Origin of the sequence: Streptomyces sp. NBC_00209 (assembly GCF_045206345.1) — a bacterium.
Lineage (GTDB): Bacteria > Actinomycetota > Actinomycetes > Streptomycetales > Streptomycetaceae > Streptomyces.
This window is the reverse complement of sequence record NZ_CP108121.1, coordinates 863,533-876,446: the sequence shown is the minus strand read 5'-3', so window position 1 is coordinate 876,446 and position 12,914 is coordinate 863,533. Positions and strand designations below refer to the sequence as shown.

Below are 12,914 nucleotides of genomic sequence, written 5' to 3'. Positions count from 1 at the left end.
CAGGGAGCGGAATCGCTTCACTCGCGCCCCCTCCGTGCGGCTCCCCGCTCCCTTGACGGCGGTCCGGACGCGGCTTAGATTTGATTCCACATAACAGAAGAAGTTTTCCGTAATGCGGAATTCGGTGAATTGGTGCTCTCAGGTGGCGCGACAGAGCCCGACTCCACCCCCGACTCCATCCAGGGACGAGCAGGAGCACTCAATGCCTCGTATGACCGCTGCCCGCGCGGCAGTCGAGATCCTCAAGCGCGAAGGCGTCAGCAACGCGTTCGGTGTGCCCGGCGCCGCGATCAACCCCTTCTACGCGGCCCTCAAGGCGGCCGGCGGCGTCCACCACACGCTCGCCCGGCACGTCGAGGGCGCCTCCCACATGGCGGAGGGCTACACCCGGGCCCGCCCGGGCAACATCGGCGTCTGCATCGGTACGTCGGGGCCCGCCGGCACCGACATGATCACCGGCCTGTACTCCGCGATCGCGGACTCGATCCCGATCCTGTGCATCACCGGCCAGGCGCCGACCGCCGTCCTGCACAAGGAGGACTTCCAGGCCGTCGACATCGCCTCGATCGCCGCCCCGGTCACCAAGGCCGCGACGACCGTCCTGGAGGCCGCGCAGGTCCCCGGCGTCTTCCAGCAGGCGTTCCACCTGATGCGCACGGGCCGCCCTGGCCCGGTCCTCATCGACCTGCCGATCGACGTGCAGCGCACCGAGATCGAGTTCGATCCCGACCTGTACGAGCCGCTGCCGGTGCACAAGCCCGCCGCGACCCGCAAGCAGATCGAGCGCGCTCTGGACATGCTCAACGCCTCGGAGCGCCCGCTACTCGTGGCGGGCGGCGGCATCATCAACGCCGGCGCGGAAGAACTCCTGGTCGAGTTCGCCGAGTTGACCGGCGTCCCGGTCGTCCCGACCCTGATGGGCTGGGGCATCATCCCCGACGACCACGAGCTGAACGCCGGCATGGTCGGCCTCCAGACCTCGCACCGCTACGGCAACGCGAACTTCCTGGAGTCCGACTTCGTCCTCGGCATCGGCAATCGCTGGGCCAACCGCCACACGGGCGAGCTCGACGTCTACACGGCGGGCCGCACGTTCGTCCACGTGGACATCGCGCCCACCCAGATCGGCAAGATCTTCGCCCCGGACCTCGGCATCGTGTCCGACGCGAAGGCGGCGCTGGAACTGTTCGTGGAGGTCGCCCGCGAACGGAAGGCGGCGGGGAAGCTCGCGGACCGCTCGGCGTGGGCGGCGTCCACTCAGGAGCGCCGGGCGACCCTGCAGCGCCGTACGCACTTCGACAACGTGCCGCTGAAGCCGCAGCGGGTGTACGAGGAGATGAACCGCGCGTTCGGCCCGGAGACCCGGTACGTCACGACGATCGGCCTCTCCCAGATCGCGGGCGCCCAGATGCTCCACGTGTACCGCCCGCGCCACTGGATCAACTGCGGCCAGGCGGGCCCCCTGGGCTGGACGATCCCGGCCGCCCTGGGCGTCGCCACCGCCGACCCGGAGGGCTCGGTCGTCGCGCTCTCGGGCGACTACGACTTCCAGTTCATGCTGGAGGAGCTCGCGGTGGGCGCCCAGCACCGCATCCCGTACGTGCACGTCCTGGTCAACAACTCCTACCTCGGCCTGATCCGCCAGGCCCAGCGCAACTTCGACATCGACTTCCAGGTCAACCTGGAGTTCGAGAACCTCAACTCCCCGGAGCTGGGCGTCTACGGCGTGGACCACGTCAAGGTGGTCGAGGGCCTCGGCTGCAAGGCCATCCGTGTCACGGAACCGGACGCCCTCCTCCCGGCCTTCGAGGAAGCGAAGAAGCTGGCCGCGGAACACCGCGTCCCGGTGGTGGTCGAAGCGATCCTGGAACGCGTCACGAACATCGCGATGAGCGGCACGGACATCGCGTCGGTGAACGAGTTCGAGGACGTGGCAACGGACCCGTCACACGCACCTACGGCGATCAGGTCGTACGTGGGGGCGTGACCCCGGAGGGGCCTGCGGCCCCGCCCGAAGAGCACCTGCGGGGATCCGCAGGTGCTCTTCGGGCATGCCGGCGACCGCAGCAGCGGAGTGGGTCGTTGACCGCGACGACGGCGCGCCTGGTCAGCCGGGCTTTGTCATCCCGCTCAGGGGAGTTCGGCGTGGCGCCACCCTGCGACAGCTGATCCGCCAGCCGTCAGCGGTGGGCACGACCGTGTCGTCGTAGGTGACGGAACCGCAGGAGCCGTCCGCCTTGACACCCAGCCCCTTGGAACGGACCTGCACACGACCCTCGGCCCATGCGGTGACGACGACGTTGGTGACGTGATGTGCGACGGGGTTGGCCGATCCCAGCGCCCATGCCGCTTCCTGGATGGCTGCCACCCCGGACAGCGGCTCCTGGCCGAAGTCGGTGAGGTCGTAGACCACATCGGCGGTGAACAACTCCCCCAACCGGTCAAGGCTCCCGTCGTCAACGAGGTGACCGTGCAACGAGACCAGTTCGATGATGGCCAAGCGATCTTCAAGAGTGAGCGACACATGAGTCCTCTCCGGCCCGGCGCGGCAGGCACCAGGCCGAGCATCGATCCGACGTCAGCACCGCACCGCATAACGCGTTCGGGCGCGTCCGGCAGGAGCAGGGCCGTGCAGGTCGTGATCGTCCCTCACCACCCGCCGGCCCGCCACCGACTTCTCCACCCCCGCACCTTGCCACCGCCAACCCGGCCCGAAGGTCAGGAGTCGGCTCTCTTCTCCACGGTGAGGTCGGTTGGTCCGCACACGGCGTGGAAGACCATCTCGGAGGTCCAGGCCATGACCCAGTTGCGGATGGTAAAGGCTGCGCAAATTTGCTTCGGCTCTCAGGGGCGAGGGAGCCGTCGCAGTTCAACCGGCTGAGCGGCGGCCCCTGGTATGGCGAAGCTTCCCGTGACTCCGGAGCGTCAACCGGGGGCGGAAGGGGGTGGGGGTTTGGGCTCCTGGAGGGCGGAGGCGAAGACTCCCATGCCGTTCCTGATGGGACAAAAATGTCGGAGCTGGGGGCACGTCGAAGCAGTGCGGAAGGTAACTCGCTGTGATGGAAGCTGTGTTGAACCATCCGGCAGGTGCCGCCCCATTGCGCGCCCTGCCGCCCCCGGTGCGGAGGCTCCGTGGAGCGTGGAGCGGGATGATGGGTTTACAGGGCATCCACATTTTGCTTACAGTCCTTCAGCCCCGCTCGCCGCATCATCCCGGCTGGTTTCCCGGACCGCTGGCCCTTTACGTCGCAGGCATGTTCTGCGACGGCTCGCTTACTACTCCGGTACAACCGCACGCGCGCCCTCAGGGGTGCTCCGTGGAGAGGGACAACGTGAAGTTCTTTCTATCGCGCTCCAGGATGGCCGCGACCGCGGCCGTCGCCGCTTGCGCCAGCCTGCTGATGTCCGCCGCACCGGCCCAAGCGGCGACCTTCAAAGTCACGGACAACTGTGATGTGCCGTGGATCAGCTGCTCCTTCGGAGATCTCACGCTCACCTACAATTCCTCGGCGTACTTGAAGAGTCATCCCGGTGAGACCACGGGGAAGGCCAGGTTCTACGGCAACGTCTCCAACTATGAGGGCACCAGCCAGTATCAGGGCTCGACCCTGAGCACCTACCGCTACGTCTTCGGGGACGACGGTTATGAGTACCCCGGCGGCTACTCGGCGCCCGGCAAGGGCCAGTACGTGAAGAACAACGCGGCTGCCATGTGGAACTGCGCGCCGGCGGACAACTATCGCGTTTACTACAACTCCAGCTATGCCGGGGCTTCTCAGTACCTCAGGCACTGGAATGGCTACGAGGCCGACTGCCCCAAGGCGGATCTCAATTCGACCCTGAAGAACCAAAACGCCTCCCAGCACTTCGCCTGACCGCCCCGGATCGTAAGGACCCGCGATGAACCGTCACGTTACGACCGCTGCGATCGCTCTCGCCGCTGCCGCGCTGGTCACCGGCTGCTCCGCCGCCACGACCGGTGCCTCGGACACGGCGCAGAACCCGAAAACCGGGCCCATAGCCCAGGAGTCCTCCACCGTGGACAAGGCCCACTGGCCGACGTCCACCCCACGCAACGGCCTGGCGAAGGGGCTGTCGCTGCCGCTGGAGGACTACATGCAGACCTATCAGGACACGGTCGCTCTCGACAATGGCGCCCGCGACCTGCAGAAGAAGTGCATGGCCGACTACGGGCTCACCATCACTTTGCCGCCGGCGGGCAGTACGCCGCCTCCGAACGACAACGATGCCAACATCGAACGCCGTTACGGCATCACCGACCGGGACACGGCCGAGAAGTACGGCTACGGCTTGCCGGACTACCTCGTGCAGAACCCGCAGGGCGCGAAGCTGCCGACCATGACGGTGGAGGAGACGGAGGTGTTCTCCGGATACACCAGCCTCAACCCTCGCGACCTCAGCCGTGCGGCCGCCCCCGCCACCTTCAAGGGCAAGAAGATCCATGAGAACGGCTGCGCAGGATGGGCTGACAGCCAACTCGGCGGTACATCGGCAGACTTCTCCCTGGCCTCGGAACTCAATGGGCAGAGCCTTGCCCAGTCCCTCAAGGAGCCGGTTGTCCAAGAGGTCATCGCGGACTGGTCCAAGTGCATGAGCGGCAAGGGCTACACCGTTGACAGCCCGTATGATGCGGACAAGGTTGTTGTCCACATCGACGGGTCTCCCTCTCAGGACGAAATCGATGTCGCCGTCGCCGATATCGACTGCAAGGAGGCCACCGATCTCGTGAAGGTCTGGAACGGCACTGAAACCGCCATCCAGCAGCAGCTGATTGCCGATCACCGGAGCGAGCTCGCGAAGCCCAAGGAGAGCAATGCCTCCGCTGTGGCAGCAGCGCAGAAGGCCCTTGTGAAGTAGAGCCCCGTCAGCTCGAAACGGGTGTGCGGGAAGCCTTTTCGTCACGCGTGCTGAGGCTGTGCCGAGTGCCCGTCCCCGGGGTCCGTTCCAGAGGTCTGGAACGGACCCCGGCGGCGCGAGGATCGAAAGTGCGCAACCGAACTCCGTGCGTGGGGCCGCGAATGCGAAGATGCAACCCGGCCCCACCGGTGAATGCGGAGCCGGCCCGGCAGCGGCGCCGGGCTGCTGGGTCATGGACTCCTCCCTGCCATGGACCGGGCCGCACTGGCCGGACCGCCGGAGGCGGTACCCGACGATCTCGTGACGACGCCGCTGAGCGGGGTGGCCGCCGGCGGAGGCGGCCGCGCTGCGGGAGCTGTGGGCGTCCTGGTGGGCGGCGACACTCGACCAGTACCCGGCCCCGGTGGACGCGGACGACGTCCTGAACATCGTCACGGTCGTCACGGGCGCTCTGAACCCGTGGCTGGAGGTATGGGAGCACGCCCGCACCCCGAGCGCGACCAGGCATCTGGAAGAGCTTGTGGATTACTGGTGCTTCGAGGACCAGCTGTCCGAGCTGAAGCTGGGCTTCTATGAGGAATGCGACGCCACCCCGGAGTTGCTGCCGTGGGTACTCGGCCACGGGCGCACACGGATCGGACCGCGCTACGTCGCGCAGTTGGACGAGCTGGAGCAGTACTCGTCGTACCTGCATCCGCCGGGTTGACCGCACATCGTAAGCATGTCGCGTGCCGCACAGGAGTGACATCCTCGGCGGTCGAGAACAAGGAGGGAAGCCGCTCGGTCATCGTGGAGCAACCCGAGGTAGTTGTCGCCTAATCGATCGAGAAGACCGCACCAGGTGCGGCATAGGTGACGGGACCGTCGAACCGGGCCGAGGCGCGTGCGACCGCCTGTTGCGGCGTGAGGAACCGGCCGACGTGCGTGACGATCAACCGGCCTGCCCGGGCCGCGCCGGCCGTGTCACCGGTGTCTTCGGGTGTGTGGTGCACCTGTTCGCCCTCGGCCGGCGCCTCGGCGCTCTCGGCCTCGCACAGCAGCACATCACATCCCTCCGCCAGTCGCGTGAGGTTTACACACGGCGCTGTGTCCCCGGAGTAGACCAGCGATCGGCCCTCGGTCTCGATGCGCACGGCGAAGGCCGGGATGCCGTGCGCCACTGCCCGGCTGGTCAGGGTGAGTGCGCCGATGCGCGCCTGGTGCCCGTCATCCAACTCATGGACGGCGAATGCGGACTCGATCGGGCTGCGCGTTGAGGTGTTGGACAGGAAGTGGGCCAGCCGGTCGGCGATGCCCGGTGGGCCGTACAGGGGGATGGGTGCGGCAAGCCGGATATCCGCATAGAGCGCCGCGTAATAGGCGGTGAGCAGGTCCGCGCTGTGATCGGCGTGCAGATGCGAGATCCAGATCGCATTCACCTCATCGAGCCTGACATGCCGCTGCAACTGCGCCAGCGTCCCGCTGCCCGCGTCTACCCACACTCGAGTGCCTCCGCCCGACACCAGGTAGCCGGAGCACGGGTTGTCCACGCTCGCATAGGGCGTCGCAGACCCCAGGACGGTGAGACGGAGCAGATGGCTGGTCATCCAGGGAGTCTACAAACGCTTGGTCCACAGGTTTGCGCGATACCGGCCGTCGATGGCCGCCTACGAGGGCGCGGCGCTTCAGGTCGGTGTCCTCTGCGACATCGACTTCCAGGTCTCGTGGAGTTCGAGGTGGTCGAGGGCCTGGGTTGCGAGGCCCGGCCGTACGTGGGGGCGTAACCCGGCAGGGCCCATCCCTGAAGAGCCCCCACGGATCCCCGTGGGGGCTCTTCAGGGATGGGCCCTGCCGGGACCGAGTGCGCGCCTGCCGCCTCGCGGCTCGTCAGCCCCGCAGTGCGACGCGGATACGGTTCCCGTCGGGATCGGCGGCGAGGAAGGTCAGCCCGAACCCGGCATCGTGAGGCTCGCGCAGGATCGTGACGCCCTTGGACTGCCACTGCTTGAAGATCGCGTCGACCTCCTCGGGGCCGCTGTCGGTGGCCAGGCACACCTCACCGGTGCGCGGGACGTCCGGTGACAGATCCTCGAACTGGCCGGACCACAAACCGAGGTCAGCACCCGGCCCGAGGTCGAAGGTGATGTATCCCGGAGTCTCGAACGAGGGACTCATGCCGAGGAGGCCGCCGTAGAAGCGTGCCGCGGCGGGAGCGTCGTTCACGTAGACGATGGACACGACGGATGTGGTCATGGTTCTTCCCTCTCGCAGGTCGTGGGTACGCACCCACCAGCCTCACCGGGATATGCGCCGCATCGTGTCGCAATTCCTGGAAAACTTGGTGTGTGACCCCGGACCGCTTCTTCTCCCTGATGCTGCTCTTGGCGTCGAGGAATGCCGTGACCACGCAGGAACTCGCTTCGGCGCTCGGGGTGTCCCTTCGAACCGTCACCCGGGACCTGAACTGGCTTCGTGACGCCGGTCTGCCGGTGACCGGGCAGCGGGGCCGCCTCGGAGGCGTGACCATGCTGCCCGGGTCCGGGCCCGACCTCACACGACTTACGCCGGGCGAGCGTAACCATCTCTCGCTCGCCGGGCTGGACGAGAAGCAACGTGCGGAGCTCGACGCATCGGCCGAAAGCCGGCGCGCGCTCGCCAAGATCGCCGCCGCACAGCCACGTCGAGTTGATGAGCTGCTGCCGCTCACGGACGTAGTGCACGTGGACAGCCGTCCCTGGCTCCAGGCACGGGTTTCCGGCACGACTCCGGCTTCGCTGATCGGCCCGGTGCGGCGAGGTCGTCGGCTACGGATCGCGTACGACAGCCCACGCGAGTCATGCCCACGCGACCTGGTCGTGGACCCCTACGGGCTGTTCGCCAAAGCCGGCACCTGGTACCTCGTCGCCGACTGTGCCCGAGAGCCACGGATGTACCGACTCGAACGGATCACCACGTGGAATGAGGTCGACCAGCCACGACGGATCCGCGAGAACCAGACCCTGGCCACCGTCGCCGCAGCGCTCATAGACCAGTGGGAACTCAACCATGCTGTAGAGGTCAGCGCCACCATCGACCGGACCCAGATCGAGCGAGCGCGACGGATCCTCGGCCAACGACTCGTCCAGGACGACCATGAGGAATCCACCACCGGTCACAGGGTGAGGATCCGCTTCCCGCACCTGGAGGACGTGCGCACACTGCTCCCCTTCGGCAGCGCCATCACTGTGCACGGCCCCGCCGAAGCCAGAGCCCACCTCGGCAACCTCGCCACCGCCCTCGCCCACCACTACGCGCCGCCACCAACGGGCTGACCCGCAACACCTAGGGGCAGGGCCGGAGGTGCTTGAGCGTGAACTCGGGGTTGGCGTAGGGCCGGCCTGGACGGCGGCCGGATCGGGCGCAAGGTCTCCGGGGATGTCCGAGGCGTGGGCTTCGGCGTTGTCGAGGGGGACGTAGGCCAGTTCCGACGCGTCGGGAAGTCTCCAGAAGCGGCGGGAATTGCCGGAGACGGCGTAAGCCGTGACGAAGCGAGTGGAGGACGGTGCGGTCAGGGCGGCTCGGATGTAGCCGACGGTGTCACGCGGGCTGAGCCAGGTGGCCAGGCGGCGGGGTTCGGTGGGTGTGGCCTCGACGTCCGTCGCGCCGCTTGTGCCACCTGGCGCGCCACCCGTCGATAGTGGTATCGCAATGCCTCGCCCCGTTCATGTCCACTGCGACATTGTCAGCGGGCGGGGCACACTGACTGGCATGATCACCTCCTCATCCGCTGCGGACGATGCCTCTGACTCCTCCCCGGTCTGGGTGGAGTCGTTGGGCGGCCCCTTGATCGTCGTTCCTGTCTCCGCCCTGGCCTCCTGGGGCGGAAGCACGGAGAGTGGACTCATCGCCGGAGCCGGCACAGCCTCGGACGACTACGACCGGGCCTGCGCGGTGGACGATCTGGCCGGTGTGATCCCTCTTGACGAGAAGGGTGCGCAGGCACTCGTACTGGCGGACGAGCCGGCAACCACTTGCTACGTGCCCCAGCACCGAACGTTCCTGCGGTGGCTCGCCGCCGACTCCGAGGCCGGGCTGAGAGCCGCGGCGGACACGGTTCTTGCCGACCCGGACACGGTGTGGGAGGAGGGCAGCACGTGGGCCACGGACGGCCCGGCGGTGCTCATGGACTCCGCCGAAGCGGGTTCCGACCTGGGCGTCGAGTACCCCGGCGGCGGGATGCCCGCCGCGGTATCGGTTTCGCTGCCCGCAGGTCGATGGAGGGTCCGCGCCACACACACCGAGGCGGATGGGGAGAATTGGGTCGGCCTGGTCCAGCTCCTGGCGGCCGAGTCCTGAACGCCAGTTGCGGCGCGCGAGGTCCTGGCAGCCGCGCAGGACCCCCGAGCCTGCATCTCAGCCGATGGTGAAGCGCTGGTTCTGGGCGTTCCGGTCGCAGGCGACGGTGCGGTAGTAGCCGTTGTCCTGTTGCTGCAGGCAGCCGCCCGTGCCGACGCTCTGGAGCATGACGGCGCTGCGGGCGGCGGGCTGGACGGTGCGCCATTTCTGGTACGAGCCGCCGTTGCAGGGCTGGGGGTAGACGTCGCCCCGGGGCCTCGCCGCCTCTTGCTCCACCGCAACCCACCTGCGGCCATTGCGGGGTCAGACGTGCTTGGGGGTGATGCTCATCGCGCGATAGTCGTACCCGTCCTGCTTGAAGCCCGGTGCTTACCAGGTGAGATCGACCTCTTGCCCTGGTGACAGTGTGCGGAAGCCGGGTGCCTGAATGTCGGAGTAGTGGCCGAAGCACCCTCCGGGAGTCTCGGGCGAGTCGAGGACGCCCCAGCCCTCCTCGTCGTTCCACTCGCGCACAGTCGCGGTCACGACTGCCGTGTCCTTACGGGGACTTTCGCGACGGCCCATGTGCCGCTCCCTTCGCTCATAGCCGCAGGAATCGGCCATACGGTGATCATTCCAGCTCTCCTGTCGTCGCGGGTCCCATTTCCTCGGCCCAGCGTCGACTCCAGGCGTCCAGCGGGCTCAGCGCCTCGACGAGATCGCGGCCGAGCCGGGTGAGGTGGTAGCCGTCGCCGTCCAGGGTGAGCAGGCGGGCGGTGGACAGTTCCTCGATCCGGGTGCTGAGCACGCTGGAGGACATGCGCTCGCACCGGCGCTGCAATTCGCGGAACCCTGCCGGGGCTTGGCTCAGTTCCCACAGGATCCGCATCGTCCACCGCCGTCCGAGCAGGTCGAGTGCGGCCATTACCGGGCGGCCCGATTCGGATCCCCGTACCGGCTTCCCCGGACGTGGCGCTCTGGCTTCCATGCTCGCTCCTTGCGCTTCGGTTCTCGAAGCATCATAGTGGTTCGAAAATCGAAGCAGGAGGTGCTGAGATGCCCCGCATCGAACCGCTCACCCCGCCCTACACCGCCGACATCGACCGGGCGCTGCGCCGATGGATGCCGCCGGGCGTACCGCACGAACCGCTCGCGCTGTTCCGTATCCTGCACCGCAACCCGGAGCTGGCCTCACGCATGTTCGCCCTCGGCGCCGGGCTGCTGGGTCATGGACTCCTCCCCGCCATGGACCGGGAGATCGTCATCGCCCGCGTGACCGCGCGGTCCGCCTGTGCTTACGAATGGGGCGTCCACGCCGCGACCCTGGCGCCGCAGGCCGGACTCGGCCCGGAACAGCTCCGGGCAACTGCCCAGCCCGACGCGGTGGCCAGCGCTCCATGGTCCCCACGCCACACGGCACTACTCCACGCGGTTGACGAACTCAACGACACGGCTCAGCTCACGCAGCCCGCCTGGGACGCCCTGCGCACGCACTACGAAGAAGCCCACGTACTCGAACTACTCGTACTGATCGGCTGGTACCGAACCATCAGCCTTCTGGCCAACGGGCTTCTGCTGGAAGCGGAGCCCTGGGGCGCCCGTTTCCCCGAGGCAACCCCGTAAGCCGAACGCACTCATCACCACACACGGGAGGTTCCATGCCCAAGGGCTACTGGGTCAGCGTCTACCGCACCATTGCGGACCCCGAGAAGCTGGCCGCCTACAACAAGCTGGCCCCTCCAGCCGTCAAAGCCGGGGGCGGCCGGATCCTCTCCCGCGGCACTCGCGTCGAGGCATACGAGGCGGGAATCGCCGAACGCACCGTCCTGGTCGAGTTCGGCACCTTCGAGCAGGCCGTCGCGGCGCGCGAAAGTGCGGCCTACCAGGAGGCGTTGGCCGCCCTCTCCGACGGCGTCGAGCGGGACTTCCGTATCGTCGAGGGCATTGACTGACCAAGAGTCGGCGCGCCGTCGCTGACGTTCCTTTCAACGCTTCACCGAATCCGTATGCCCGACTCTGTGGTGACTACAGCTTCAGGTTCACGCTGGAGGAGCTCGCGGTGGGCGCCCAGCACCGAATCCCGTACGTGCACGTCCTGGTCAACAACTCGTACCTCGGCTACCCAGCAGCGTCTCGCATCATCACGGTGAGGATCGGTGACGCCGGTGACGGCTGGCTCTGGCCAATGTCCTCGTAGCCCCATGACTTGTACAGCGCGTGGACCTTTCCGTCGCCTGCGGCTCCGTTGACCATGAGCGTGATGTACGGCTCGGCGCCGGTGGCGAGCAGGGCGTCGTGGATGCGGCGGGCGGTGCCGGTCTTGCGCCAGGACGGGTGGACACCGATCTCCTTGAGCGCCATGGTCGGGCGCTCGGTGTACTTCTCCGCCGGGGTCGGGCTGGTGCGCTGCCAGTAGCGGTCGCCGTGCTCGATGGTGTTGCTGTACGCGTAGCCGACCGGCTGGTTGTCCGCGTACGCGAGGACGGCTGTGAATCCGGGTTCGGTGGCGTGCCGGTCGATACGTTCGCCGAAGGCGGTGACCGCGTAGTTCGGCAGGTGGAGCAGCGGGGCGCGTACCTCAGCGTATACGTCGAGGAGGTCACCGCGGATGGTGTCCAAGCTGGTGAAGGTGCGCAGCTCCGTGGCGGGTGCGGTGGTCATGCGGTCGTCCTCCAAGTGATGGTGTGCTCGGTCCACGTCTGGACGGTGGTGCTGCGCGGCGCGGTGGCGCGAGGGCGGCTCCGAACTCTTGGAGCATGCGCGACACGCGGGCGTGGCGGGTGGCGGCGTCTGCAGAAACCCTTATGGCGGTGGCAGTTGCGGCGTCGGCGGCCCCCTGAGAAAGGAGGGCGTGAGCGAGACGGGTCGTGGCGATGGCGCGAGACCTAACCATGTGGGGCCGGAGCGAGGCCAGACACCGGTGGGCGTGGTACTCGGCGGTCGGGTAGTCGCCGAGCGCCAGGTACGCGGAGAGAGCAAGGGAGTCCAGTTCGGCCTGGTCGTAGAAGGCGAGCAGCCAGACCGGCCGCTGGTCAGCGGGATCTGCGCGCAGCATGGCGTCCTGCGCCTGCTCGAACGCGCGACGGGTCTCGGTCCGGTTCTGGGCCGTGCCGTGGATGGCTCCTTGACGGGCGAGACCGAGAGACGCGAACAATGGGTCGCGGCGGGTGAGATGCAGGTTGCGAGCAACGTCGTTGGCAGCGATCGCGTCGGCGGGGCGGCCCATGTGCCGGTACATGGTTCCCGCGTGACTCCAGATGCGGAACTTGATCGCCTGGTCACCGGACATCTCCGCGAGGGCCTGCGCCTCGCGCATGTGAGTCTTCGCGGCCTCGTAGCGCCGGCCGTCGATGGCCGCCCACATCGCAGACGAGCGGAATGCGGCCCCGGAGGCGTACAGGCTGTTTCGTACTCGCTGCGTCGCGCTGCCCGCGTTCTGGAGGTTGAGTGCCTCGTCGGCGAGCGCGGTGGCCTGCTCCTCGATGCGGGGCTGCCCGCCGTGGCGGGCCGAGATCGCGAGCGATGCCGAGTGGTCGAACGAGGGCCGCGACGCTTCGGTGTCGTCTCCGGGCCTGTCCGAATCCGATGGCCTCCGGGCGCCCGAAGTTGCTCGGGCCGACCCGAACCTGATCGGTCGCGTGCTCGTCGGCATCAAGGATCTCTGAGCGCGCCACTGACTGGCTGTACGTCCCCGAGCCGCTTGTCGCCGCACACGCATGCAGGCGTTCGACCTATCTCACGAG

14 protein-coding genes and 3 pseudogenes are annotated in these 12,914 nt (G+C 67.7%); 9 read left to right on the top strand and 8 right to left on the bottom strand.

Going from position 1 to position 12,914, the window contains the following annotated elements; genetic code table 11:
* Positions 1-211 precede the first annotated feature (211 nt).
* Positions 212-1,987: a glyoxylate carboligase gene (gcl, locus tag OG867_RS03885; RefSeq protein ID WP_406282753.1), complete on the top strand. Its 1,776-nt coding sequence runs from the start codon at positions 212-214 to the stop codon at positions 1,985-1,987.
* A 120-nt stretch (positions 1,988-2,107) separates the two neighbouring features.
* Here gcl and OG867_RS03880 read toward each other — a convergent pair whose 3' ends face one another.
* Complete coding sequence (locus tag OG867_RS03880; protein ID WP_328903182.1) at positions 2,108-2,500, bottom strand: nuclear transport factor 2 family protein; 393 nt, start codon at positions 2,498-2,500, stop codon at positions 2,108-2,110.
* Between the two features lie 817 nt (positions 2,501-3,317).
* On the opposite strand from OG867_RS03880, the gene OG867_RS03875 reads away from it, so the two are divergent.
* The 3 genes from OG867_RS03875 to OG867_RS03865 all read left to right on the top strand — a co-directional run bounded on the left by OG867_RS03875 (position 3,318) and on the right by OG867_RS03865 (position 5,584).
* Positions 3,318-3,875, top strand: a complete 558-nt coding sequence (locus tag OG867_RS03875; RefSeq protein ID WP_406282750.1) for a hypothetical protein — start codon at positions 3,318-3,320, stop codon at positions 3,873-3,875.
* Between the two features lie 25 nt (positions 3,876-3,900).
* Complete coding sequence (locus OG867_RS03870; protein ID WP_406282748.1) at positions 3,901-4,878, top strand: hypothetical protein; 978 nt, start codon at positions 3,901-3,903, stop codon at positions 4,876-4,878.
* Between the two features lie 403 nt (positions 4,879-5,281).
* On the top strand, positions 5,282-5,584 hold the full coding sequence (locus OG867_RS03865) for a hypothetical protein (protein WP_406282745.1): 303 nt from the start codon (positions 5,282-5,284) through the stop codon (positions 5,582-5,584).
* A gap of 109 nt (positions 5,585-5,693) precedes the next feature.
* Here OG867_RS03865 and OG867_RS03860 read toward each other — a convergent pair whose 3' ends face one another.
* Positions 5,694-6,464 carry an MBL fold metallo-hydrolase gene (locus OG867_RS03860; RefSeq protein WP_406282743.1) on the bottom strand — a complete coding sequence of 257 codons (771 nt, stop codon included), beginning with the start codon at positions 6,462-6,464 and terminating at the stop codon, positions 5,694-5,696.
* A 280-nt stretch (positions 6,465-6,744) separates the two neighbouring features.
* Positions 6,745-7,110, bottom strand: a complete 366-nt coding sequence (locus OG867_RS03855) for a VOC family protein (protein ID WP_406282740.1) — start codon at positions 7,108-7,110, stop codon at positions 6,745-6,747.
* Positions 7,111-7,202: 92 nt separating this feature from the next.
* On the opposite strand from OG867_RS03855, the gene OG867_RS03850 reads away from it, so the two are divergent.
* Both OG867_RS03850 and OG867_RS03845 read left to right on the top strand, forming a co-directional pair.
* Positions 7,203-8,168 (top strand): helix-turn-helix transcriptional regulator, encoded by a 966-nt coding sequence (locus OG867_RS03850; RefSeq protein WP_406282737.1) that lies wholly within the window; start codon positions 7,203-7,205, stop codon positions 8,166-8,168.
* Positions 8,169-8,604: 436 nt separating this feature from the next.
* The gene (locus tag OG867_RS03845; RefSeq protein WP_406282734.1) at positions 8,605-9,192 is read left to right on the top strand and encodes an Imm21 family immunity protein; all 588 of its coding nucleotides are present in this window, start codon (positions 8,605-8,607) and stop codon (positions 9,190-9,192) included.
* A 57-nt stretch (positions 9,193-9,249) separates the two neighbouring features.
* On the opposite strand, the gene OG867_RS03840 is transcribed toward OG867_RS03845, so the two are convergent.
* From OG867_RS03840 to OG867_RS03830, 3 genes and pseudogenes are all read right to left on the bottom strand, one after another.
* Complete coding sequence (locus OG867_RS03840) at positions 9,250-9,468, bottom strand: hypothetical protein (RefSeq protein ID WP_406282731.1); 219 nt, start codon at positions 9,466-9,468, stop codon at positions 9,250-9,252.
* Positions 9,469-9,564: 96 nt separating this feature from the next.
* Positions 9,565-9,756: pseudogene (locus tag OG867_RS03835) on the bottom strand (cold-shock protein); the annotation flags it as partial.
* 46 nt (positions 9,757-9,802) lie between these two features.
* Positions 9,803-10,159 (bottom strand): winged helix-turn-helix transcriptional regulator, encoded by a 357-nt coding sequence (locus tag OG867_RS03830; protein ID WP_406282728.1) that lies wholly within the window; start codon positions 10,157-10,159, stop codon positions 9,803-9,805.
* A 68-nt stretch (positions 10,160-10,227) separates the two neighbouring features.
* On the opposite strand from OG867_RS03830, the gene OG867_RS03825 reads away from it, so the two are divergent.
* The 3 genes and pseudogenes from OG867_RS03825 to OG867_RS03815 all read left to right on the top strand — a co-directional run.
* Positions 10,228-10,794 carry a carboxymuconolactone decarboxylase family protein gene (locus OG867_RS03825; protein WP_406282726.1) on the top strand — a complete coding sequence of 189 codons (567 nt, stop codon included), beginning with the start codon at positions 10,228-10,230 and terminating at the stop codon, positions 10,792-10,794.
* A 35-nt stretch (positions 10,795-10,829) separates the two neighbouring features.
* A complete protein-coding gene (locus OG867_RS03820; protein ID WP_406282723.1) occupies positions 10,830-11,123 on the top strand; it encodes a DUF1330 domain-containing protein in 294 nt (97 codons plus the stop codon).
* A gap of 62 nt (positions 11,124-11,185) precedes the next feature.
* Positions 11,186-11,290, top strand: a pseudogene (locus tag OG867_RS03815) (thiamine pyrophosphate-dependent enzyme); the annotation flags it as partial.
* On the opposite strand, the gene OG867_RS03810 reads toward OG867_RS03815, so the two are convergent.
* Together OG867_RS03810 and OG867_RS03805 are read right to left on the bottom strand one after the other, a co-directional pair.
* Complete coding sequence (locus tag OG867_RS03810) at positions 11,290-11,832, bottom strand: GNAT family N-acetyltransferase (RefSeq protein ID WP_406282720.1); 543 nt, start codon at positions 11,830-11,832, stop codon at positions 11,290-11,292. The pseudogene OG867_RS03815 and the gene OG867_RS03810 overlap by 1 nt on opposite strands.
* Positions 11,829-12,889: pseudogene (locus OG867_RS03805) on the bottom strand (hypothetical protein). Before OG867_RS03805 ends, OG867_RS03810 begins: the two are co-directional and overlap by 4 nt.
* Between the last annotated feature and the right edge of the window lie 25 nt (positions 12,890-12,914).